The sequence below is a fragment of the Rhizobium mongolense subsp. loessense genome (assembly GCF_900099775.1).
GTDB lineage: Bacteria > Pseudomonadota > Alphaproteobacteria > Rhizobiales > Rhizobiaceae > Rhizobium > Rhizobium loessense.
Window position 1 is genome coordinate 345,619 of sequence record NZ_FMTM01000004.1, and the last position, 22,122, is coordinate 367,740.

General features: G+C 58.2%; 20 protein-coding genes. 7 read left to right on the forward strand and 13 right to left on the reverse strand.

The window, feature by feature from the left end; translation table 11 throughout:
- Positions 1 to 27 precede the first annotated feature (27 nt).
- Entirely contained in the window at positions 28 to 900 is an 873-nt protein-coding gene (locus BLP23_RS16655) for an SDR family NAD(P)-dependent oxidoreductase (protein WP_092585914.1), read from the reverse strand.
- 106 nt (positions 901 to 1,006) lie between these two features.
- Between BLP23_RS16655 and BLP23_RS16660 the strand changes: the two genes are divergently transcribed.
- Together BLP23_RS16660 and BLP23_RS16665 are read left to right on the forward strand one after the other, a co-directional pair.
- Entirely contained in the window at positions 1,007 to 1,915 is a 909-nt protein-coding gene (locus BLP23_RS16660; RefSeq protein ID WP_092585916.1) for a LysR family transcriptional regulator, read from the forward strand.
- 336 nt (positions 1,916 to 2,251) lie between these two features.
- Complete coding sequence (locus tag BLP23_RS16665) at positions 2,252 to 2,518, forward strand: hypothetical protein (protein ID WP_092585918.1); 267 nt, start codon at positions 2,252 to 2,254, stop codon at positions 2,516 to 2,518.
- A 492-nt stretch (positions 2,519 to 3,010) separates the two neighbouring features.
- On the opposite strand, the gene BLP23_RS16670 is transcribed toward BLP23_RS16665, so the two are convergent.
- Both BLP23_RS16670 and BLP23_RS16675 read right to left on the reverse strand, forming a co-directional pair.
- On the reverse strand, positions 3,011 to 3,643 hold the full coding sequence (locus BLP23_RS16670; protein ID WP_092586127.1) for a glutathione S-transferase family protein: 633 nt from the start codon (positions 3,641 to 3,643) through the stop codon (positions 3,011 to 3,013).
- Positions 3,644 to 4,101: 458 nt separating this feature from the next.
- The gene (locus BLP23_RS16675; protein WP_092586128.1) at positions 4,102 to 4,722 is read right to left on the reverse strand and encodes a TetR/AcrR family transcriptional regulator; all 621 of its coding nucleotides are present in this window, start codon (positions 4,720 to 4,722) and stop codon (positions 4,102 to 4,104) included.
- Between the two features lie 165 nt (positions 4,723 to 4,887).
- On the opposite strand from BLP23_RS16675, the gene BLP23_RS16680 reads away from it, so the two are divergent.
- A complete protein-coding gene (locus BLP23_RS16680) occupies positions 4,888 to 5,286 on the forward strand; it encodes a RidA family protein (RefSeq protein ID WP_167363919.1) in 399 nt (132 codons plus the stop codon).
- Positions 5,287 to 6,144: 858 nt separating this feature from the next.
- Here BLP23_RS16680 and BLP23_RS16685 read toward each other — a convergent pair.
- Positions 6,145 to 6,861 (reverse strand): eCIS core domain-containing protein, encoded by a 717-nt coding sequence (locus BLP23_RS16685; protein WP_092585919.1) that lies wholly within the window; start codon positions 6,859 to 6,861, stop codon positions 6,145 to 6,147.
- Positions 6,862 to 7,664: 803 nt separating this feature from the next.
- Here BLP23_RS16685 and BLP23_RS16690 point away from each other — a divergent pair.
- A complete protein-coding gene (locus BLP23_RS16690) occupies positions 7,665 to 8,750 on the forward strand; it encodes an acyltransferase family protein (protein ID WP_092585921.1) in 1,086 nt (361 codons plus the stop codon).
- A gap of 400 nt (positions 8,751 to 9,150) precedes the next feature.
- Here the strand turns inward: BLP23_RS16690 and BLP23_RS16695 are convergent, their stop codons facing one another.
- The 8 genes from BLP23_RS16695 to BLP23_RS16730 all read right to left on the reverse strand — a co-directional run bounded on the left by BLP23_RS16695 (position 9,151) and on the right by BLP23_RS16730 (position 18,337).
- Entirely contained in the window at positions 9,151 to 10,236 is a 1,086-nt protein-coding gene (locus BLP23_RS16695; protein WP_092585923.1) for a CobW family GTP-binding protein, read from the reverse strand.
- A 2-nt stretch (positions 10,237 to 10,238) separates the two neighbouring features.
- Positions 10,239 to 11,759: a guanitoxin biosynthesis MBL fold metallo-hydrolase GntH gene (gntH, locus tag BLP23_RS16700; RefSeq protein ID WP_092585924.1), complete on the reverse strand. Its 1,521-nt coding sequence runs from the start codon at positions 11,757 to 11,759 to the stop codon at positions 10,239 to 10,241.
- Positions 11,760 to 11,821: 62 nt separating this feature from the next.
- Entirely contained in the window at positions 11,822 to 12,034 is a 213-nt protein-coding gene (locus BLP23_RS16705) for a hypothetical protein (RefSeq protein ID WP_092585925.1), read from the reverse strand.
- Positions 12,031 to 12,786 carry a DUF2092 domain-containing protein gene (locus tag BLP23_RS16710; RefSeq protein WP_233426732.1) on the reverse strand — a complete coding sequence of 252 codons (756 nt, stop codon included), beginning with the start codon at positions 12,784 to 12,786 and terminating at the stop codon, positions 12,031 to 12,033. The genes BLP23_RS16705 and BLP23_RS16710 overlap by 4 nt, the downstream gene beginning before the upstream one ends.
- A 504-nt stretch (positions 12,787 to 13,290) precedes the next feature.
- Positions 13,291 to 15,252: a DUF3604 domain-containing protein gene (locus BLP23_RS16715; RefSeq protein ID WP_092585928.1), complete on the reverse strand. Its 1,962-nt coding sequence runs from the start codon at positions 15,250 to 15,252 to the stop codon at positions 13,291 to 13,293.
- Positions 15,253 to 15,309: 57 nt separating this feature from the next.
- Complete coding sequence (locus BLP23_RS16720) at positions 15,310 to 16,428, reverse strand: hypothetical protein (RefSeq protein WP_139187074.1); 1,119 nt, start codon at positions 16,426 to 16,428, stop codon at positions 15,310 to 15,312.
- Between the two features lie 20 nt (positions 16,429 to 16,448).
- Positions 16,449 to 17,456, reverse strand: a complete 1,008-nt coding sequence (locus BLP23_RS16725; RefSeq protein WP_092585932.1) for a HupE/UreJ family protein — start codon at positions 17,454 to 17,456, stop codon at positions 16,449 to 16,451.
- A complete protein-coding gene (locus BLP23_RS16730; RefSeq protein ID WP_092585933.1) occupies positions 17,453 to 18,337 on the reverse strand; it encodes a peptidyl-prolyl cis-trans isomerase in 885 nt (294 codons plus the stop codon). Before BLP23_RS16730 ends, BLP23_RS16725 begins: the two co-directional genes overlap by 4 nt.
- Before the next feature lie 306 nt (positions 18,338 to 18,643).
- On the opposite strand from BLP23_RS16730, the gene BLP23_RS16735 reads away from it, so the two are divergent.
- Positions 18,644 to 19,432 carry a hypothetical protein gene (locus BLP23_RS16735; protein WP_092586130.1) on the forward strand — a complete coding sequence of 263 codons (789 nt, stop codon included), beginning with the start codon at positions 18,644 to 18,646 and terminating at the stop codon, positions 19,430 to 19,432.
- Between the two features lie 638 nt (positions 19,433 to 20,070).
- Here the strand turns inward: BLP23_RS16735 and BLP23_RS16745 are convergent.
- Positions 20,071 to 21,054 carry a LysR family transcriptional regulator gene (locus tag BLP23_RS16745; RefSeq protein WP_092585936.1) on the reverse strand — a complete coding sequence of 328 codons (984 nt, stop codon included), beginning with the start codon at positions 21,052 to 21,054 and terminating at the stop codon, positions 20,071 to 20,073.
- Between the two features lie 108 nt (positions 21,055 to 21,162).
- Between BLP23_RS16745 and BLP23_RS16750 the strand changes: the two genes are divergently transcribed.
- Positions 21,163 to 21,708, forward strand: coding sequence for a YybH family protein (locus BLP23_RS16750; protein WP_092585937.1), 546 nt, complete (start codon positions 21,163 to 21,165; stop codon positions 21,706 to 21,708).
- A 189-nt stretch (positions 21,709 to 21,897) separates the two neighbouring features.
- The gene (locus BLP23_RS16755; protein WP_092585938.1) at positions 21,898 to 22,086 is read left to right on the forward strand and encodes a hypothetical protein; all 189 of its coding nucleotides are present in this window, start codon (positions 21,898 to 21,900) and stop codon (positions 22,084 to 22,086) included.
- Positions 22,087 to 22,122 lie beyond the last annotated feature (36 nt).

Here is a 22,122-nt window from a genome sequence, read left to right on the forward strand (position 1 = left end):
TGACGTCCGCTTTCGGAGCACAGAAAACTAAGCAAGATCGCCGCCGTCGATCCCGATGACGTGTCCGCTTATATAGGAACTGGCATCGCTGGCGAGGAAAACGACCAGGGAGGCAACTTCCTCCGGCGTGCCGGCGCGCCGCATAGGGTAGGGGCCAACGAGTTGTTCGGTCGTCACTTTCCAGTCACGCCGCACCCGCTCGAGCATCGGCGTCTCGATCGCGCCGGGCGCGATGGCATTGATGCGTACGTGCCGTCCGTACTCCTGTGCAGCGGCGCGGGTCATGTGGATGACGGCAGCCTTTGAAGCTCCGTAGGCGACGATGTTTGGAAAGGCATGCCGGCCGCCGATCGAGGCCATGTTGATCATCACCCCTTCGGAGCGGACGAGATGCGGCAGCTCGTATTTCATTGCGACGAAGACACCGCGCAGGTTCGTCGCAATCTGATCATCGAAGCCGGCAATATCGGTGTCGGCGATTGGCGCTGGCGGCAGGTCGATCCCAGCATTGTTGAAGGCGATGTCGAGGCGGCCGTAACGCTCGACTGTTTCAGCCACGAAACGCTCGACCTGATGGGCGTCGCGCACGTCCGATTTGATATAGACGACCTCGCCGCCAGTGGCCCGAATCCGTCCCTCCACTTCGCGCCCGAGTGCTTCTCGCCGGCCGTTGAACGCAACCTTGGCTCCGGCGTGAGCTAAGACGCCGGCGGTCACCGCGCCGATGCCAGACGTTCCCCCGGTAACGATTGCGACCTTGCCCTGAAGGACGCCAGGAGTCTGCGCCGCTGCCGGTTTAGCGGCGAACCCCCCGCCAACCGTTGCGCCAGCAACAAGCATGCCAGTGAGAATGTCCCGGCGTGGCAGAACCATTGTGTCGGATACAATTGCGTCGGTCATGTCCTATTCTCCTCTACTGTCGATGGGCAGAGCCTAACCGAGGAAATCCAAGGGAAAAATCCCGATCTGCTTTCAGCATTTTAAAGCATGGGTTAATAATCGGCGCATGAGCTTGCGACCGGATCCATTCTACGGCCTCTCAGCTTTCCTTGCGGCGGCGGCGGCGGGCAGCTTCACCGCAGCGGCTGCGCGACTGGGTGTGTCTCCGGCTGCCGTGAGCCAGGCGGTGAAGTCCCTCGAAGAAAAGCTTGGGACGCCTTTGTTCAGCCGCACGACACGGCGCGTGGGCCTGACGGAGGCCGGCGCGGCTCTGCTGGCGCGCACCGCTCCTGCAGCCGCCGAAATCATCGCCGCAGTCGAGGACGTCGCGTCAGTGCACGAACCGTCGGGATTGTTGCGCCTCACAGTGCCGCGCATGGCGGTGCCGTTGGTTATGGAGCCTGTCGTTCCCGCCTTGAGGCGCGCTTATCCGAGGGTTGCAGTCGAGGTGGCGGTCGAGGATGCGACAGTCGACCTGTCCGCACGCAGTTTCGATGCCGGCATCCGCATCGGCGAGTATGTCGAGCGCGACATGGTCGCCGTGCGTCTTTCCCGGGACATTACCTGGGCGGTCGTGGCGAGCCCTGCATATCTCGCCGCTCGCGGCCGACCGGAGGCACCACTGGACCTGGCGGGCCATGAGGCAATTCGGTATCGTTTTCCGAATTCGGGCGCGCTCTATAGGTGGGAATTCGAACGCGACGGCCGGAGCTTCTCCGTCGACCCGCCGGGTAGCCTGATCGTCAACGACGGTGCGCTGCTCGTCTCCTGGGCACGGGCCGGCCTTGGCCTCGCCTATGTCGCCGATATCGCCGTAGAAGCGGAATTGCGCGCCGGCCAACTTGTTCGTGTGCTTGAGCAGTTCCTGCCGACGACGCCTGGTCTTTTCCTTTATTTTCCGCAGCGCACTCAAGTCCAGCCGAAGCTGCGCGCCTTCATCGATCTGGCAAGACAGGTCTTGCGGGCAGGACGCTGAACGCGTCTGCCACGGTCCGGCGAGAGACGTCATGCTGGCGTCGATGTTTACCACGCTGGGTGTTGAGAGACTGCCCGCATAGCATGCGCTTAATACCCGGGAACTTTTCCTGCTCACGCGCGTTGTTGGTGGCACGCTTTTTCAGCGCCCTCCAGTCGTTGAAGTCGACGTGCGCGCTAGTGCTGTGGGGATCACCCCTTGGGCACTAGACTGATGGCTTGGGCTCGCCTTCGTCCCCTCTCTAGACGAGCCCTTGTCGCAATAACTTCGTGAGGTACCTACCCCGCTTCTGGCGGGGTTTCTGTTGGCTTCTTAGGGAGTTTTGAGGAACCAACTATGACCAGAGACCATTTCTCTGCCCGTGAAATGCCTTTGCAGAACGACGATGTTGAGATCTGCAAGAGAATCTTCGATCGCATCTGTACTACCCATCACATAACGAGCGATTGTGAGCGCGACCAACTCGCAAGCCAGATCATCTATTTCTATCAGCACGGTGTTACCAACGAGCAAAGCCTGGAGCGGCTAATGGCTAGCATCGCCGGCGATGAAAACATTGACGTGACCGCGATTCCGCTCGCCGAAAAACAGAGACCAGGGTGATATTTCGAATAAGCCAGCGTAAGACGCGACGAAGATGGCAGCTGGTCGATTGGCGACATGGAGACGCGCACGGTCGCTGTCATTGCTGATTCTGCGGCCCAAATGCTTTCATGAAGCCACGACATTTGAGACTGTCGATGCCTGAGAAAGAGGCATTTGGCTTCTGAAGCACCCGGCGGCACCTCCGCTGAAAGTGCGCGACCGTACTAATCCTTTTTAGCTAGTTTGCCCCCGCGCTGACTTTTGGCATCATTTTTTCACTGGGACACAAAGACCGTGATTCTCAGTGCAGCGGGAATTGAGATGAGCTCCCGCGGCACGAGGTGCGACAGGGCTCGCCATTTTTGAACCTTTTGGACGAGCCCTCGTCGTATTCTTCAGGTCACGGCAGCGGTGATCGGCAAGCCGGCTGCGCAGGTAGGTCCGCAGTTTCTCGGTACACACTTCCGGTAGCATGCAGCCTGCCACCGAGCGCACTTCCGAAGATATCGATCAGGCAGCAGGTTGGAGGTTTGCGAGGGCTTCGGCGATGCGCTGCGGCGCCTTGGGACGCGCGTACATCCGCTCAAGATAAGCTTTGAGATTTGGATAGCCGTCAACCAGCCCATTTTCATTGCCCCAGTCCACGACATAGGCGGTGACGCAATCAGCTATGGTTATTTTATCGCCGACGATGAACTGGCGCCCGTCCATGTGATGCTCCAGAATTGCCGCCATCGCCATAAACTCCTCTCTGGCTAGAGCTATGTCTTCTGGCAGTCGTTTGTCTTCGGGATATATAAAGGTGTGCTTGGCGATCCGCCACAACGGCTGTTCAAGTTCGGTGACCGCAAACATAGACCAGCGATACGCACGTGCCCGCTCCCTTAGGTCGGCGGGCATGAGCCCCTTGGCGCCATACTTCTCTGCTAAATACATGACGATCGCGGCGGATTCTGTAAGTACAAGGTCGCCGTCAACCAGTACTGGGAGTTTTCCGGCAGGATTGAGGCGCAGGAAGTCGGGGCGACGGTTTTCGCCAGCCAGGAGATTGACGGGAACAAACTCGAATTCCGCATCAAGCTCTTGAAGGGCCCAAAGTGCGCGAAGCGAGCGCGTCGGACCTAATCCATATAGTTTCATCATCATGATTTCCTCCGGTTTCGAACAGAAAGCGTCACGGCGTTGATAAGTCATTCTCCCATCATCGAATTCGTGGTCGCATTCAAATGACGTTTGAGGAGACGCCGATCCGACAGAGGGTCACAAAAAATCGTCCGTGCTGGTTCACGATTTCGAAGGCTTGCAAGCGGCAGGAACTTCTTTCACCGAGGCAATTCGACACCTTCTTACCCACGGTACCAGCAGCGCAAACTAGGTTCCTTGGCGGCTTGGGGGGTCGCGCTCCTACTTCACGGTCCGCTCGACAATCCCGCACCTGCCCTGTCCTGCGATCCCCGGATTCTCCGGAGGGCAGAGTTGCGGTCGCATTGAAGCAGGAAATGTAGACATTTCGCATCCTGCTGCCGTGGCGCGTGATCGCGGTTCATGTCGTTCCGGGCCGTAGAGAGCACGCGACGCCAACGGTCGAGCGACGGGGTCCGCTATGAGGGAGCGGGTGCAGCGTGGATGAGATCATCATTTGCAAGCAGACCTGTGGCCAGATGACGGAAAGCCTGGGCGGCTTTCGGGAAGACATCCTTCGGATGTTCGGTGGCCGCAATCCAGAGAGCCGCATTGAGCGCGGCGCCATTCAGAAGCCGAGCGGCCGCCTCTGCATCCACTGGCTTGAAGATTCCTTGCGCAATCAGCCGCGTTACCGTCTGCTTTGTCGCCTGCAAGCAGTTGCTCTGACTAGGCCATTGCGATGGATCTCCGAGGACCGCTGGCCCGTCGAGCAGAACGATCCGCTGTACTTCGGGATCGAGCGCCATTTCGATATAGGCCGTACCCTCAGTAAGCAGCCCTTCCCAGGTGTTTTCCGCTCGGCCGCCGATCTCCTGTGCTCGCGAGGCCATTTCAGCGTCTATCTGGTTGACGACGGCAGCCAGAAGTCCACGCTTGTCCCCGAAGTTGTGATAAAGCGCGCCCCGAGTGAGGCCGACCTCGGCGGTCAGCTCGTCCATTGAGGCGGCTGCGTAGCCTTTTTCCGCAAATGCCTTTCGCGCGGCCGCAACCAGCTTTGCGCGGGTCTCCTCCATCATCTCGACGCGTCGCTTTGCCATCATGACTCCTGTTTTCACATACGCGACGTATATTTGTTGACATACGAGGCGTATGTTGATACTTGGCATACGTGGCGTATATCAATGATGCGACAGCCTGTGAAGCTCCGCAAGCAGCGTTTTGCTCATCGAGTGCCACCCACCAAGATGAAGAAAGAGCGACAGATGACGCAACGCGACGCAATTTTTCCTGCCAATAGGCACGCACTTTATCAAGCACACGGCTACTCAGCCGCGATTCGCTCAGGCGACCTCCTCTTCGTCTCCGGGCAGGTCGGCAGTCATTCCGATGGGACTCCCGAACCTGATTTCGGGCGTCAGGTCGAACTGGCCTTTGACAACCTAAGGGCAACGCTGAAAGCGGCAAGCTGCACCTTCGACGACATTATCGATGTGACCACGTTCCACACAGATCCCGAAAACCAGTTCGCGACCATCATGGCAGTCAAGAACCGGATCTTCAGCAGTCCGCCCTATCCCAACTGGACCGCAATCGGTGTGAACTGGCTCGCCGGTTTTGATTTCGAAATCAAGGTCATCGCTCGCATTCCTGAAGCGGCATAAGCTAGGTCCTGTCAGAGCGGTTGCTCAGGCTTACAGGGCGCAGCAGGGCAGCCGGGGGTTTTCGCTCGCGGCTGTGCTTGACGGTGGAAGCCAGACTCGCGCGAACTGAACCGTCGACAACATCCGGCAATACATGCGCCCCAAGTGGCTATCAAATCCCGTCTTCGACATTTATGCGGCGATCATCGGCGCCGCTTGAGAGACATGGCGGAGACATTTCACGCAACCACAACTATCACCTGCATCGAAATGAAGGCTTGGGACACATGTTGGTCAGCCGTCATGACCGGCGGTTTTGTTTGAAGGAACCGCCTGCTTTTCACTGAGGATGCGATCTGGGTGGCTGTCTGGACGTTGATCACCGCATGACCGGCGAGGCCATTGAGATCATGCATTATGTGAAACCTGATTGGGAGCCGCCGACCTATTGAATTCTCCTTCCGACGACACATATGGAGGCTACCACCCAAATGTGATGGCATCCTGCAGCGATCTTGTCGCGCGTTTGAAGCTATCCGGGTTGGCGAAGGGCGCTCCCCGAAAGGGTAGAGCGCCCTTCGGATTTACGAGGTTCAGACATCTGGGAATGGATCAGCCAAGGATTGCATAGTTGAGTAATGCAGCACGGACCTCTCCTCGGAGACAATGAACCGATACGACCGCTCCACTCACAGTCAGCCTTGAACCGATAGCCTTCAACGCGCGTCAAGCCATTGCAGATCGTCATTGCTGATCGTGTATTTCGATTGAGCAATGCGCGTCGAAACAAGTCCGCGACACCCGTTCGAAGCGATGGCGGGCAAATCGCGTGTCGCGCAGCTAGGCGACGACCAACCGCGGCGCTTGGAATTTCCTATACTACAGCCGACGGCATTGGGCCCGAGGCTCTACGGCTTGAGGTACAGTGGGCGTCGGCTGAATGACGTTGGGCGAGCGGGTCTGTGGCGTTCTCCTTCGTTGGATCGTATTGAACCGGTCAGTGGCTGCGTATGCCTCGTCCTCAACAGATTTCCAGTTTCTCAAATACCGTATGGAAAAACTGCGCGTTCCCCAGTTCCGAAACTGCTCAACATGCTTAAGCTCATGAACCCATAGCCCAGGATCGTTTGCTGCAGCTTGATCCTTGAAAATAACGGTGTCGATCAATGTAACCGCGTCTGCACCGCCATATCGAATGGCCAGGTCTGCGAGGTTCAGGGGGGCGCTACCACCAATTTTGAAAGCTGCCATGTCATAGATCTGCTCGTCGTAAAAGTTTCCGAGCGTTTGACGAAGCGCCGGCGGCATTGGCATCACCCCGCTGGAGTGGGCACTATTTCGTGATGCGATGATCCATTGCTCCAATGCCGCAGCTGCGGTTAAGACCTGGGCTTCCGAGCGAACGCGATCCAACTCTTTTCCAATATCCGCCATCTCCCAGCCGACGCGGCCGAAGATATTCGGCACATCGCTATCTGCATTGCCCGCGTCTCGCTGGACATTGCCCAGAAATTGTTCGGGATCGTCGATGTCGCCAAGCTGAGCCCACGTGACGGCAAAGGACACAGTGAGTAATAAAACCGTCATTGTCATCATGACGCACGTTCTCGTGAATTTGGCCACCGACAACAGCTCGGCACAATATCACAAGACGCTGATGTTAGCACTACGAAGCCACGGCGACCCGGGCCGCGGGTTGTCCGCTGAGATGGCTGCAAATGCCTTTCATCAATCGATCGAGTGCCGCCTGACCTATTTCGCTTAGGTCGATGGCCGAATTAGTGAGAGGCAGGTCATTGCCGAGTAGTCCCTTTAGACGAGTTATAAGGAAGTCTGGGATTCGCTACCATTCTCTTTCCTGCTTGCAGAGTGCAGAATGTGTGGTGTGGCAAGTTGAAACTTGGCTTAAGAAGAAGACCTATCAAGCTGATTGTCGCCGTTGCGGTGCCCTCGAGTTTCCTTCTGCCGTTATCCGGACGGCACCCGTCGGTGCATGAACGAAGCTCTGTCAGTCCGATTTCAATGCCTTTGGCAACCCACGTAGAACACCCGGCTCACTGCAGTCGACATACATCACTGGCGGCGGACGCTGCAGCTGGAAATCAATTTTCCGACTACACTCCTGAAAAATTCTATCCAGCGCGTCAATCATTTCGAGGCTTTGAAGCTTTCGCGGGCGCGCGTTTTCCAAGAGAGCCCACCCAACAAGCAAAACGGCCGGCTATGATATCGAATGACCTCCCGTATTCGCATTGGCCTTTTGAGGCGCAGATAACCAGCCTCTTCATCCACGAACCTCTTCAACACGGCAGGAAGCTGGCGAACGCTGCAACAGCTGAGCTGGCAGATCGACGAGTGAAGGCTATCGACGAACAGCGACGTTCGGAAGGAGGGGGACAATGCGCAATGCGAGGCTCAGCGCACGAGGGGACATGATCTACCCGGTTCAATATCTCAGAGCGTTCGCCGCAACAGCAGTCGTTGTCTATCATATCGGTTTCATCTTCGGCTGGGGGTGGCGGCCGCTCGCGGCTGGCGTCGATTTGTTTTTCGTCGTCAGCGGCTTCATTATGTGGTCGGTTACGGCCGGGAAACGTGTGAAGCCCGCCGAGTTTCTTTCGCATCGAATTATCAAGATCGTCCCGCTCTATTGGCTCTTCACCATAATATTTGTCGTTGGGGCGACGCTGTCTCCAGGGTCATTTGATGAGGCGTCCCCGACCTTTCCTGAGCTTGCGAAATCGCTGTTGTTTATTCCTTATTCCGCCCGGAACGGAGCTGATGGACCAGCGCTTGCCGTGGGGTGGACGCTCAACATAGAAATGTACTTCTATCTCATTTTCTCGTCCGGGTTGGTCCTGAAGAAGAGGCATCGCTTAACCTATCTCACGGTGACCTTGGGAACGTTGATGCTGGCACGATTTCTCTCCAGCGAAGTCGCCTCCCTGAACGTGGTCGCCTCGCCATTGCTGTTGGAGTTTCTCGCGGGCATTTTCATCGCCGTCTGGTACCTCTCCGGCAAGGCTCTTCCAAAAAACGCGGACATGCTGTTTATCGCATTGGGCGTAGCAGGTGTCGCGCTTTCGTTCTGGGTGGGACCGCCCGTGGGCGGATCTCGAAGAGTCTTAATGTGGGGATTACCCGCAGCACTTCTGTTGGCAGGTGCACTTTCGTGCGAGCGCAATGGAAGACAACGGAAGGTCGAGTTTCTTCGTTACATCGGCGATGCCTCCTATGCTCTCTACCTCTCGCATGTGATCACCATTGCTTACTGCAAGTACATCCTTGACAAAACCGGGTTTGAGCCTAAGGACGCGTCGCTTAGCCAGCAGCTGAGCGTTTTCGCCGTCGTCTTCGTTGCGTGCATGGCTGTGGGGATCGCATGTTACTACGCGCTTGACAATCCATCCCATCAATGGATGAAGCAGCGGTTGCGGCGTTATTGGGCACGCGCGACCACCAATGCGCGCCCTCTCCGTCCATGATGTCTTTGGTGCCTGATAGTCGCATCTGCTCTCGGCCAATCTGGCCGAATGGGCCGATCTCAGATCGGCCGAGCTGCTGGTTTCATTCTGGAGCAGCCACCCTGAGAAGATCCATCAATCAGCTAGCGTCGATATAAGGATCCGCCGAGCGTCCAGAGCTGTCGGCACGGCCGCGAGATCTCTGTGAGCCGGATCGGTACGTCGACACGCTGAAGTTCAATCACATAAACGCCATTAATCGACAGGCATCGACCCTGAGTGTTGCAGCGTCGTGAACATTCCTTGCCCGGTACCTTCTGAATCCAGTTGCTCTCGTGCCTGCCGAAACCCGTCGTGTAGCCGTCCAATAGCCAAACTGGCTTCGACAGGAACGATCCCACCTTCCGACATGGCTGCTATGCTATGAAACGGAGCTACAACGGCATCTGTCAAAAGTCGCGCGAAGGTCCACTCCATCCAGGCCATCACGTGCTGCGATGGCGATTATCCGGGTTAGTGGCTCTTTGCCATTCCATTCGTCCCCGACTGTGATATCAACTCGCTTGCCGACAACCTGAAGAATGACCCGCCGGCCCGGTTCTTCGGCCGTATACACAACGCCTTTGCATCGGTAGACGCTGGCAGGAAGCTTGCGCACCGCTTCCCGCAATGGTTCCAGGGAAAGTGGCGCGTCCGTCTCGTAGCTCCATGTCTTGAAGGCTTGCAAGTGGTCATGCCGATGGCCTTGAGCGCTATGCTCACAATCATGTCCATCACAGTCGTGAGGATGGCTGTTATGGTCACGAGAAGATGTGCCATCGAGCCGGGAAGGATCGAACCGACCCACCGATAGCAGGATTTCCAAAGGCACGTCTCCGCGGGATGTCTGGACGAGCCGATAGCGGTGGAACCGGTCGTCGAGCCATGCCTTGATCCGCTCGATCTCCTTCTGGGTGACGAGATCGACCTTGTTGAGGATGAGCATGTCTGCAAATGCCACTTGGCGGAGCTTTAGTTCCATCATCTCCGGCGCAGCAAAGATCTGCTCTGCGTCCACGACGCACATGATGCTGTCCAGCCTGATGCGGTCGCGCAAATCTTCGTTCATGAAAGCTAGTGCGATTCCGGAAGGATCGGCCACCCCACTGGCCTCGAGCAGGACGAATTCGGGCTTTTCAGGACGAGCCATCACCTGCGTCACCGCTGCGACCAGATCCTCCCGGATGTTGCAGCATACACAGCCGTTGGCGAGATTGATGACATCCCCGTCGCTTTCAATGCCGACAACCAGCTCGGCGTCGATGTTGATCGAACCGAAGTCGTTCACCAGCACCGCGACCCGAAGGCCGTGACCGCCATTGAGAATGCGGTTCAGGAGTGTCGTCTTGCCTGCTCCGAGAAAGCCAGTGAGGACGGTCACCGGCACCGCCTGCGCGGCAGATTGCTGGGGCGCGCAGAACGACGCCGCTTCGGTATCGCTTGGCGGGGAGGTGATTACACGATCCATCGCTACTCCCTGCTTCCTTCAATAGCGTCGATGATGGCCTGGATTTGCGCGGCCTTTTCCGAGAGCTTCGTCTGGGCCTGTTTTGCCTTCACCAGAGCCATTTCGCGGACATCGATCGTGTAGTCCCTCGGGTAATCCTTGTTCGGTTGGCGATACACATCCGGTGGGTAATATTTCTTGGGGTCGATGTCCCCGTTGAGTATTTCCGCCTCCAATTGGTCAGCAAGCGGATTTCGGGGATTTGGAAACGTGACCTTCAGATTTGTCGGCGTCAGGCCGAACAGTTCGACCGCCTCTGCGGGGCTTGGGCGTGCCATGTTGCCGGCATCCGGGATTGCAGCCTTGCGCGTCCAAATTGCGTCCTTGGTGACATTGACGACCACGACGTCTGGCGCGCCGAACTGGAACAATCCGCTGTAGTGAACGCGGATCCCGGCCGTGATCTCCGGGATCAACTCCTCGTCGTACGTCGTATGGGTGACCATCGCGAGGCGCGGCTGGATCTTGTCGAACATATAGCCCACCGCGTAGTGGGGGCTGTGAGCCTGGTCGATTGTCGTGCTCATGATGACGGACGGCATGCCCATTTTCATCGCCTGGAGGTTGGCCGTGTCCGGCTGCACCTCGGTCACAAACACGTCCACCCCCTTCGCCAATTCCAAAGAGCGTTCGTCCGGTCGACCGTCGCCGGTCCAGACGAACGATAACCCATTCCAGTCGAGCCTGTATGCCGAGGCGCCGTCCTTGGTGTGCGAACGCCGCCAGTGGCGGATGGTCACGCCGTCCTTGTCGTAGCAGACACCGTTGTCGTCCCGGAAATCGAACTCGTTGACCTCGACCTCGTAGCCGTCGCCGATCGGACAAGCGTTGAAGGAGTCCGTATGCCAACGTGTCATCATCTTCATCCCCTCGATCATCGTCTTGATGCCGTCCGCGGGCGTGCGGCCAGATGGACCATGCACGCGCAGCGGCTTCCAGCGCCCCATCCACGGGGCGAAGGCGAATAGATACGGCAGGTCCGCGTAGTGATCCACGTGAAGGTGGGTGAAGAAGATGTCGTTGACCACCGACAACGGCACGGCCATCGCGATGATGTTGCGCACGCAGCCGGAGCCGAAATCAAAGAAGAACCGCTTCCCGTTTCCGAGCTCCACCATGATGCAGGTGCCGGCCTGTGCACGCGTGACCGGGATCGGCGTACTGCCGATGAAGGCAATCCGCATCTCATCGGGTCCGAGCTGTTCCTGGCCCGGATAATACACGTTGTTGCTCACAAGGCTCGGAGTGGGTCGGTAGTAGGGTGGAAGCGTGATCCCGCCGCTCGGCACCCCACCATAAGGGTTTTTCGCATTGGCCGCGGCTGGTGTTTCCTCAGCCGTTTGCGCCGATGACACGGTAGCCGTTGACAGAGCCGCGGCTCCGGCCAGTCCTGCTGCCTTGAGTGCCTCGCGGCGGCTTATCGGCCGCTGACCAGCGCCAGCTTCATCACGTATGCTCTTTTCTTTTGTTATTTCCGGTTTCATGGCGCGTTTACCTCACCGATCGAAGCCCTCCGGGACGGTTTGATAAGCATTGAGGCAAAACCCTAGCAGTAGTAAACACCGGCCGCGCAGCGCCGCACCGTGCGCCGTGCCACCCCGGCGACGCTGACTGGCGTAAGGGGTCGTCCAACCCTCGCTTCGCTGGTCGCCACAAAACTGTGCACGCCCGGAATTGAAAGCTCCGATCCCAGTTCCAGCCCGAACAACGCCACCATCCCCGCCAGCACGGCGATTTTGAGTTTCGTCGATATGTTCATTTGGCATCTCCTCCGACAAAGTTATCTGGCAGCTCATCGATATCGATAAGTTGCTTCGGGTCGTCGACCTTGTTGGCGTCCGTCGGGGGCTTAAAGCTGAAATCCTCCGCGTCCAATTCTGCACCGCTCTTCCATTCGCTGAACTGGACGCTGTATTGTGGCCCCTGGTCTATTTGACTGGACGTGATGATATATTTGCATGGGTACGGCTGTTCCCCTTGGGCGATCCATATCTGCCAGTCGACGTCCTTCGTCCGAAACGCGAGATGATCGCACTCAGTGCCGGCAATCACACCGCTGCCGAGATCCTTCACATCGACAACGTCGCGCATCAACTCGTCGTAGACGTTTGACAGAAGTAAATCAGCGCCCGGTACGGGCAGGTGATGCTTCGTTCTCAACTCCTCGATCAGATTGTCGATCGAACCGGGCACTTCGAACTGGGTGTAGAGATTGACGTCCTTGCCCATCAGCGTCAGGGACTTTCCGTCGAAGGTTATCTCGACATCGGCAAACCCGCCGGACCGTGTGGCGCGAATCTTGTCGGGGCGAGCCATTCCAACCTTGCCTGAACTCGCCAATTGCAGTTTCTGATGTTCTGTGGTGACGACCTCGAAACTGGTATCGTAGGCGAACGAGACGGTTTTTTGTCCCGCCAGATAGTCGGACATGGCTTTGACCAGCTCCTTGGCCTCCGCTTCGCCAGCCTTTGCGTTCGGACCCGTTCCAGACACAATGATCAGTGCCAGCATAGCCGTTTGCGCTGTCGTCCTCATCGAGGTAGCCTCCCTTGAACGTTCGTCAGGTATCGACCTGATCCGGAGTCATTTTGTGCAGGCTTCGAAAATGCGTCTGTGGTCGAGGCGGAACGACGCGAGAGCCGCTGACCCGCTCGGCCCCAGACCCCGAGATGGTTTCCCCGACCACATTTCGCTGAACGCACCACTGGCACAACACCAGTTCAGCGTGTATATCTTGAGCAGTGAGAGGTCACCTAGGCATGTAGGCAGGCGAATCGAACCGGCCACCTATTTGGCAGCGGCTTTAGTTGTTCCCCATCGGCCGGAATGCCCGACATATAAGCGTCTGCTACTAAACGTACTCCGCAAATGCCGCTCCGTCCATAGGCTGTTGTCGACATTCCTCGGCCTCGGTCGAGAGGAATGTGTGAAGCGCTTAATTCGTCATCCAACCGTCGAGGCGAGCGGCGGCATCGCACGCACGAGCAGCGCAACCCGCAAATCCGATAGCCCTGTTCAAGGCGCAGGTGAATACCAAATCGGCGATGTGTAGGCGCGCTCCTGGATTTCCATCCTGGCTTCCGGCGGCACTTTTATGGCGTAGTATTTGGCGTCATGGGCGGTCCACCGCGGCGTCGGGATCTCCAGCACCCGGCCGTAGTAGAAGGCGCTTTGCGCTGGGTCGAATTCCGGGTCGGTCCAGACGGCGACCAGTTCGGGCGCTCCGATCGTGTTCTTCCACGTCGCATTGTTGATGTCGACCGTGGTACCCACCGCTGGCAGCTTGCCGTCGACGCCGGGCTTGCGGTCGCCCGACCAGGCGACGTCATAGATCTTTTCATGGACCTCGCCGGCGGCGTCGATCCAGCCCTTGACGATCTGGTAGCGGTCGAGGTTCGCGCCGATCGGGTCTTTGAGGGCGGCAACCAGGAAGGTCGGTGCCTTGCCTTCGGGCGCCGACACCAAGTCGCCGCCCATCGGCACGCCCTTGAGATAGCCGGCGATGGCGGGATTTCTGGTGTTGGCGTCATCGGCGTTGAAATCCCATCCGCCGAACAGGCGCACCGCCATGCGTGGACCGGTCGTGGCATAGGTTTCGCGCCGCTCCATCGCATCCCACAGGGATTCGCGCGTGTTCTCCATGGCCCAAACGGCGGCGTAGCCCGACGCGGAAACCTCCCAGTCCATGATCTTAACGCCGGTTTGCTTGTTATCGATGAACGCGGCGGTGGTGCGCTGCCGGCTCGGCTCCTGGGGCACTGTCTTGCCGAAGAAATTGTCCTCCTCCAGCGCGCTCAGCGAGTTGTGCGCGTCACTACTGCCGATCAGTCCAAACTTGTACGGATTGGCCCCGAGTTGCCTGTCAAGCTTCAAGCCGTTTTTCAGCGCCGAGCGCGCATATTCGAACTCCAGCATCTCCTTGGTCTTTGCGACGCTCCCGTCGAGGTTCCCCTTATCCCATCGCTCGAAATCGGCGAACTCATCGTTGGGCGACAGGAAAGGGTGCGCCTCGCTATCGCCCTTGGTCTGCGTCGCCTCGTAGAGCCGTTCCCACTTCAGGCGGGTTTCGGCATATTGGCTGTCGAGTCGCTTTCCCAAAGCCTCGACGATCGGAAACATCGTGCCGTTGCTGAGGTTGCCGTTGTGTGCAATGGCCAGCACGTTTCCGCCGGTCTTGCTTTCGTAGGCTTCCATCCACTTCCAGAGGTCGACCGGATTATCGCTGCCCATGGGAGGATAGACCGTAAACGGTTCAACCTGGCTCGCCTTGTCGCCATTGTCGCGGAAGATGACGTTGCGATGCAGATTGTTGCCGCCAGTATTGGACGTCCATTCGTAGCCGATGAAAGCGGTGAAACGGCCCGGATCGTTGTACTCCTCTGCCGCTGCAATAGTTTCCTGCCAGGCGCCCCGATAGGCGGTCGTGCCGGGAAAATACATCAGATCCTTGGGGAAGGTTCCATGGGAAAAAGCGACGATGATCTCGATCGCTGCATCGGCCCCCTTGCCAGATTGAATCATGTCGTACCATTTGCGGCCGGTCGGATCGGCGAGCATCGCAGGCTTGCCGGCAAACAGGTCGGGGAAGAAGCCCATATTGTCGGAATGATCGGCAACGACGAGGAAGTCGAGCGGTCGCGACAGCTTTGCGGGCTGGCCAGTGGACGATGTGACCTCTTCGCCCCTGGCGAAGCGATAGGCGTCCCTTGGTCCCAGCCGGGCGCCAAAGGCGCCCGCGTCCATAGAGAAGGACGTATGCAGATGCGTGTCGCCGAAAAGCGGCCGCGTCGGGAACTTTCGGCCCGCATAGGGCGAGTAGGGCCGCTTGGTCGGATAGAGCTGGTCGGCGGCGTCCTTGTTGAGAGTTCCAGAATCGAGGGCTGCCGTGTCGTCCTGCGACGCGACAGGTGATATGCCTGTCAGGGTTCCGAGAAGGATGACGGCCGAAGCAAGCAGCAATGGGTGATAGATTTTCATTGTTTCCTCCATGTTGTTCGGTTGCGCATGCCAAGCCAAGTGTTTCCTGGAAACTGCTCATCGAAGATCATCGAACGGAGTAAGCCCAGCCTCGAAACTCCCGCCGTCGTCGGCGCTTGAAAGGTATGTGGCGACTGCAAAATGCGATGCTTCGTCGAGCCCGATGCCAGTATTCAAGATTTCACGCAGCCGGGGCACGAAACGCGTCACTTTCCAGGCCAACAGATCATTTGCGACATGGCCGGCAAGCTCGGGACGAACCGCTAGCAAACGTTCATATGCATCGATGATCGAGGGCCGCAATTCGACTGCCCCGCCTGTCCCCTGTACGGACAGCGCCTTCACAATCTCGAGCAACTCACTGTTACTTCGACCCGATTTAACGAAATATTCTTCCGCAAGCCGCGTCACTCCGTCCGCGCCTGTCATCTCGATGAGCGCGGTGGCGTAAGCAGCGAGATTGGTCGTCAGCCTATACTTCGCCGCGGTCTTCAGTTTTGCGCGCACGAAGGCGATGTCGTCCGGTCGGTCCGACGTGCCGAGCATGAGGATGTAGAGCCCATGCCATTCGACATGAAAGAAGTCGTTGACGATTCGATAAATATCATCTCGCCCCACATTTGTTTTGAGATTGCGCAGCGTTGCGTAGGGCGCGCGCCCGACCTCCAGAAAAGCCAGTTCCGCGAGCCGGCGATCTTCGTGCCGAAGGTAAGGGGCGAAGAACATCGCGCGTTCGGCTGGCGTCTTCGAGCCGGCATCCCAATCAGCGAGCTGGCGCATCACACCTTGATATTCACTTCCCGCCAGCCCTAGGCCCGTCCAGATCCCGCCGGGGCGGTTTTGAACGAGAATGACCCTAAGCATCGGATTGAGCCTGAGGGCGCGGCCTGTCATCGAATCGAGGAACAGAGGGATCGCGCTGCCGTCGTAATGTCCCTTGAATGTTTCCTGGACCACGTAGGAGAAAGGCTTTACCGGATTCTCGCCGGCAAAAACCGCCGTACCACTTCCAATGACCTGATCGGCCTCCGTCTCTTGAGGATAGGGCAAGCAGAGCACGCAAGCGTGAGCGAGCGTCGGGACGACGAGGAAAGCAGCAGCAATCATGGGTATCAGCCAGGCCAGGATGGCGCTCACTGGCCCGCGAGCTGCAACTAACGCGAATGAGGTATCCATGTGCCATCCCCCTGATGACCTTAGAACGCCGCGACCCTTTCGATGACCCAGAACATAGCGATCGTGCCGATGGCGTATGGCGGCACGAGGTGGAGCCAGGCAGGCAAAGGCCGCTTGGCCGATCGGATGAGCGCGGCAAGTGCAAGCACTGCTGCGATGAAAAGAAGCTGACCGATCTCCACCCCGACATTGAAGAACAGCAGCGCCAATGGAATCTGTCCCACGGGTAATCCGATTTCACTTAGGGAACCGGCAAAGCCGAAGCCATGGAGTAGCCCGAAGGCGAAGGCCACCAGCCAAGGTGCTCGCGCAGAAAGGCTTCTGCGCCCCTGTCGAACGTGAACGATCTCGACCGCGACAAAGGCGATCGACAATGCGATCACGGCCTCCACGGGCGGCGAGGGCACATGAACAAAGCCGAGTGTTGCCAGCGCCAGCGTGATGCTATGGGCAATCGTAAATGAAGTGACGGTCTTTACGAGCGCCCAGATCCCTTGCGTGATGATGAGAAGGGCAAGCACGAACAGCAGGTGATCGAACCCCAGCAGAATGTGCTCAATCCCGAGCTTGAGATAAGTGGCGGCCACCATCCCGCGGGTTTGTGCCACAGGAATGGTGGCTTCCGGCGCGCCGGGCGTTAGCCGCGCGACCCATGCCCCGCCCGCGGCAAACTCGACCCGCACCAGCGCGTCTGTCATGGTGCTCCGTAGGCCCTCGATCAAGACCTGTTGGCCTTGGAGCGGCTCGATCGTCCGCATGCGCCAGGTCTGAACCATAGCGTTGCCAGTCGGGCGCGAGACGATCGGCGTGATGTTCTCAATCTTGCCCGAGAATACCGCAGAAAGCGCCAGCCGTGCGTCGCCACGCATTGGCGTCTTGAGTAGAACGCTGTATTCGTTGGGCATCTCCTCGCGGAGTTCGAGGTAGGCGGGACGTACCTCATGTGCGCAGGCAGTGACTAGCGACAGAAGGCCAATGCTGAGTGTCAACAGCACTAACACAGCGCTGGAGTTCCAGATCCGCCTCATGGTGCTGCTGCCATGTCAGCGACACGGTCCGCGCCGAGCAGTTCCTTCACGCTGTCATCGAGCACGACTCCGTATTTCTCGCGAAGTCGAGCAATGTAGTCCCGATTTGCGCCTTTTTCTTTCTCACGTCGCCATTCCTGCAGGACCTCATCGCGAACCTCCTCAAAGGGAGGCTGCCTCCCGGCGCTGCTGTTTGCTATCGAGACGAGATGAATGCCGTATCCAGATTTGACTGGCTCGCTCCACATTCCGGGCTTGAGGGCGAAAACCGCCCGCGCAAAATCCGGCCCGAACATGCCGGATACTGCCTGCTCATCTGCATCGCGGACTTCGGTGTCAAGCAACCATCTGTCGCCAAGCATCGCCGCAAGGTCGGTATCGCGCGCGCGCTTTAGCTCGACAAGCGCCGCCTTCGCATCCGAGGAGGCGTCTTTGCGCAGCGCCGGGTTGAAGAAGATTTGTGTGAAAGACACCCGCGCGCCGCTTTGGAAGCGGGCGACGTTGGCCTCATAGAATTGTCGAAGCTCTGCTTCATTTGGCTCGATGAGACCCGAGGTATCTTCGACTATGAACTTCAGCTTTTGTGCCAGACGGCGCCGCACGATCGTGTCGTTCCTGTCAAGACCCATTTCCCGCGCCTCGCGGGCGAGCAACTCCTCGGACACGAGATCGGCGACAAGCTCTTGCAGCTCCTGAGTACTCGGTGCGCGAAGCCACTGGTTGGCCCAGGTCTCCTCCAACCACCGTACTTCGCCTTCACCAATCCGGACCGGTTCGAGGTCACTGGCATCGGTCCGTTCGCGGTCCAGCCATACGTATCCGGCAAACAACAACGCGCCGCCGACGACGAAGTGGAGCAGTGGTTCCCTGAGGAGGTTCACAGGACATCCCTTCAGATGCAGGATTGCTCACGAGGCATTGTCAGAGGCGGGGTCGAGAATATTCAAATTCGCTGAAATACTGATACGGTTTGCCGTGTTTGGCAAGACGATAGTCTCCAACGACGACGAACCGCATCAGGTTGATCACGCTACCAAGGGCTGCATTCGTCGCGCAGTACAATTTTATACGACCGATGTAACAGTAAGTTACTTAGCATTTTACTGATATTCGGGCAGCTTGTGTCGTAGGGGAATCTCGGCCGGACATCCAGTGGCAAGTCCATCGCCGATGAGTGAGGGATGATGATGAAGGCTACTTCGGTATGTACGGCCATTCTGTGCGCGGGCTTGGGAGTTGCATCGCCCGGCCGCACGGCGGACATCACGCCGCTAGCGCCGGACGCCAAAGCGATCGAAAGCCCCAGCGGATGGACGTTCACCGTCGCGCCCTACTTCTGGGGCGCCGGGATTTCCGGCGACATCGCGCAGTTCGGATTGCCGGAAGTTCAGGTGGACGCTGACTTCGGCGACCTCTTGAAGAACCTTGACTTCGCCTTCATGGGGGCGGGTGAAGCCCGGTACGAGCGGTACAGCATCTTCGGCGACATTATCTACACAAAGCTCGGAGCAGACGGGAACACCCGAAACGGCATCCTGGCCGACAGCGTCGACGTGACGTCGAAGGTGTTCTCTGGCCTTGTGGGTGTGGGCTACTCGGTTCTCGAAGATCAAACAGGGCACCTAGACGTCGTCGGCGGGATCAAGGTGTGGTCGGTCGACACAACCATCTCATTCAACGGCGGCCTCCTCGGCGGGATCGAAGCGAACGACAATGCGACCTGGGCCGATGCCGTCGTCGGCATCAGGGGCAACTACTTCTTCACACCGGAGATCTACCTCACCGGATGGGGGCTCGTCGGTGGAGGCGGCGCCGACGTTGACTGGGACGTGGCCTTGGGCGTCGGCTACAAATTCAATGATGCGATCTCGGCAGTCGCGGGCTACCGTGCGCTGGGCGTGAATTACGAAAACGATGGATTCGTCTTCGACGTCGTCGAGCAGGGTCCGATTCTGGGCATAGCATTCCGCTTCTAAGCTGCGCCCACGAAGAACGGTTCGGTTCCCGTCAAGGTGCGCTTATAGACGTCTTAGGCGCGATCGATAGGACCGCATTACCCTCACCCGGCTCGTTCCTGCCATGCCCCCACAAGGACAGAGCGATAGAGCCCGCAACGAATAGAACGGAGATGACCGATAGCCAGTCCTTCCGGAGAGTGACGCCACCAACGCTCGTGGATTGAATGTCTGCCATGTCTGCCCCTTTGCCCGTATCCGTCCCATGGCGTGAAAGTTAGACGGCTAGCTGCGCCTAATGAACACGCCAAAATGACGCCCAGGCAACAGGTTAGGTCAGTTGGCGTGGACTAGAAAGCTATCCGTTTTGGTACGCTCTTGGTTGCCTTTAGGTTTCCTTTGGTACGCCTTTTGGTTGACCCTTTCGGTCCCCTAGCGCTGCCAGAACGGCCAAAAAGCAAAGACCTCCGGACCTCAACGAAAGCTATATTCCGATACTACGATCAGAATCGAAATGCCATGGATTCGTCGTACCTAGACGAGGTGTTCGGAAAGCGTGAGAAATCAACAATTTGCAGAAAGATGGTGCAATTTTCCAGTCATCGAAACTACTATACGTTTTGTTTGGATGTCTCACAGTCTGCGCAGCTGGCCGAGGTTTAAGGCCGCCTTTTAGGCTCGCAGGTCTCCCATTCCGATTCGGACGATTGCGCTTTTCCAAGGATTCCGAAGAGCCATGCCAGGCCGGCATCCATCATCGCGACTTTGGGCGCGACAGCATTGAGCCGGAAGCGGGGGAGTGGCAGAGGGGCTTCGACAGTGACGACTCCGAAATGTGCCGCATGGATCGCGACAAACCGCCTTGGCAGTGCAGAGATCAGGTCGGTCCGGGCAATGGCAGCGAGCGCGAACATAAAATTCGGAACCGTCAGTGCAACGCGCCGTGAATAGCCTTGCTTCGCCAAAGCCTCATCGACGAAGCCATGAGGATCGCCGGTGAGTGAGACCACCAGATGTTGCATCTCGCAATATCGCTCCGGAGTAGGGTCAACTGCGAACGGGTGTCCGGCGCGCATGGCGACGACAAAATCCTCCTCGTAGAGGCAGCGTGAATGAAAGCGCGTCGGGATGTGCTCAGAGGGGACGACCGCGATGTCCATCGCGCGAACCTCCAGATCAGCGAAGGCGTTGCGCCATGCACGCTCGGGCGAAGTTTCTCCCGGAACGGGAAGCAATTGACGCACGCCGAGGTCGATATTAGGCGCGGTACGCCGCAGCTCGTCGAGAAGCGGGGGCAGGAACACCGCCGAGACGCCGTCGGGAGCGCCGATTGTGAACCGGCGCGCGGAGCTCGCGGGATCGAACTGTTCAGCTGTCGAAATGACGCTCCTTACCCGGGCCAAGACCTCTGCGATCGGCGCCGAAAGCTCTACCGCGCGCGCCGTCGGCACGACACCCTTAGGCGTTCTAAGAAATAGCGGGTCGTTCAGAAGCCGGCGCAGTCGGCCGAGTCCGTGGCTCACCGCCGAAGGCGACAGGTTCAGCCGATCGGCGGCCCGACCGACATGCCGTTCGTCCAGCACGACCTCGAAGAGGACGAGAAGGTTGAGGTCTGTGCGCGATAAGTCAACCAGCTTCAGCATATCGGTGAAATAATATCATTAGATTCAGTATCCTTGAAGTGCTCTCCTCAGCAGGCGAGGCGGCATACGGTTGCCCCGCACTGGTGGAAACAGACAGGAGTGACCCGCATGTCAGCCACGCGACGTCCCATTCTCGACGCAAACGGCATCGGCCCCGCGTTCTCGCAAATCGCCAGGAGCGCTTCCCTCGAGGATGGTCAAGGATACGATCCCGGTGAGGCGATCGCAGAACTTGTCCGACAATCCGCGGAAGCGAACACCGCGCTTATGCGTGGCGACATCGACGGATATCGTGCGCTGAACCCTCACACCGACGACTACGTGCTGATGTCTCCATTCGGCGGCACACCCACGCGCGGTTCGCAGATGACGGATGAGCGCTGGGAGGCGGTCGGCCGCTTCTTCAGGAACGGCACGTTCGAGCAGGAAGTTGTCGAAACATACGGTTCAGTCGACATGGCGGTTCTTGTGATCATCGAACGATGCCGTGTCGAGGTCGGCGGCCTGCCATCCCAGGATTGGCCGCTGCGTGTTACGTTGGTCTACCGCCGCGAAGGTGTCGAATGGCGGCTGGCACATCGACATGCCGATCCTCTTGTCAATGGCGTCAGCCTGGAACAGGCAGCCGCACTTGCGCGCGGCGAGGTGCCATAACGATCCACGCTTATCGCTCAGATGCTAGCTTTTTTCGCGCTAGATCTGGAGGGATACGGCGGCTCATCCGCCTTATCCCTCCAGCGCCGCTCTTAGCGTGCAGTCGCATAATTTAGGCGAGGGAGGGCGGTGGAACGAAGTCATAATTCAACCGTTGAACTTGCGGCAGCAAGACGCGGAGGAAACACAATGGGTATCGAGCAAGCCCCGACAGAAAAGGGTAGGCAAGCCGCACGCGGACTGAGAAAAAGCACCGCAAAAGAGGAAAGGAAAGTCGAAGCCCAAAAGGGTTCTGATCTTGCAAAGGGCGCAGAACGCTTTGAGGAACGGTCGAAAAGCTCCGACGGCAAGAGCGCGGGGAAAAAACAGCGCCTCTGAGCAGATTGGCTTTTTCGTTCATCAGTGACCCGCCGG

Excerpts from the sequence above, each read along its gene's own strand:
- BLP23_RS16655 (WP_092585914.1), bottom strand. The coding sequence starts at position 900 with ATGACCGACGCAATTGTATCCGACACAATGGTTCTGCCACGCCGGGAC.
- BLP23_RS16660 (WP_092585916.1), top strand. The coding sequence starts at position 1,007 with ATGAGCTTGCGACCGGATCCATTCTACGGCCTCTCAGCTTTCCTTGCG.
- BLP23_RS16750 (WP_092585937.1), top strand. The coding sequence starts at position 21,163 with ATGTCAGCCACGCGACGTCCCATTCTCGACGCAAACGGCATCGGCCCC.
- BLP23_RS16715 (WP_092585928.1), bottom strand. The coding sequence starts at position 15,252 with ATGAAAATCTATCACCCATTGCTGCTTGCTTCGGCCGTCATCCTTCTC.
- BLP23_RS16705 (WP_092585925.1), bottom strand. The coding sequence starts at position 12,034 with ATGAACATATCGACGAAACTCAAAATCGCCGTGCTGGCGGGGATGGTG.
- gntH (WP_092585924.1), bottom strand. The coding sequence starts at position 11,759 with ATGAAACCGGAAATAACAAAAGAAAAGAGCATACGTGATGAAGCTGGC.
- BLP23_RS16710 (WP_233426732.1), bottom strand. The coding sequence starts at position 12,786 with ATGCTGGCACTGATCATTGTGTCTGGAACGGGTCCGAACGCAAAGGCT.
- BLP23_RS16720 (WP_139187074.1), bottom strand. The coding sequence starts at position 16,428 with ATGGATACCTCATTCGCGTTAGTTGCAGCTCGCGGGCCAGTGAGCGCC.
- BLP23_RS16745 (WP_092585936.1), bottom strand. The coding sequence starts at position 21,054 with ATGCTGAAGCTGGTTGACTTATCGCGCACAGACCTCAACCTTCTCGTC.
- BLP23_RS16695 (WP_092585923.1), bottom strand. The coding sequence starts at position 10,236 with ATGGATCGTGTAATCACCTCCCCGCCAAGCGATACCGAAGCGGCGTCG.
- BLP23_RS16675 (WP_092586128.1), bottom strand. The coding sequence starts at position 4,722 with ATGGCAAAGCGACGCGTCGAGATGATGGAGGAGACCCGCGCAAAGCTG.
- BLP23_RS16755 (WP_092585938.1), top strand. The coding sequence starts at position 21,898 with ATGGGTATCGAGCAAGCCCCGACAGAAAAGGGTAGGCAAGCCGCACGC.
- BLP23_RS16725 (WP_092585932.1), bottom strand. The coding sequence starts at position 17,456 with ATGAGGCGGATCTGGAACTCCAGCGCTGTGTTAGTGCTGTTGACACTC.
- BLP23_RS16690 (WP_092585921.1), top strand. The coding sequence starts at position 7,665 with ATGCGCAATGCGAGGCTCAGCGCACGAGGGGACATGATCTACCCGGTT.
- BLP23_RS16680 (WP_167363919.1), top strand. The coding sequence starts at position 4,888 with ATGACGCAACGCGACGCAATTTTTCCTGCCAATAGGCACGCACTTTAT.
- BLP23_RS16685 (WP_092585919.1), bottom strand. The coding sequence starts at position 6,861 with ATGATGACAATGACGGTTTTATTACTCACTGTGTCCTTTGCCGTCACG.
- BLP23_RS16735 (WP_092586130.1), top strand. The coding sequence starts at position 18,644 with ATGAAGGCTACTTCGGTATGTACGGCCATTCTGTGCGCGGGCTTGGGA.
- BLP23_RS16670 (WP_092586127.1), bottom strand. The coding sequence starts at position 3,643 with ATGATGAAACTATATGGATTAGGTCCGACGCGCTCGCTTCGCGCACTT.
- BLP23_RS16665 (WP_092585918.1), top strand. The coding sequence starts at position 2,252 with ATGACCAGAGACCATTTCTCTGCCCGTGAAATGCCTTTGCAGAACGAC.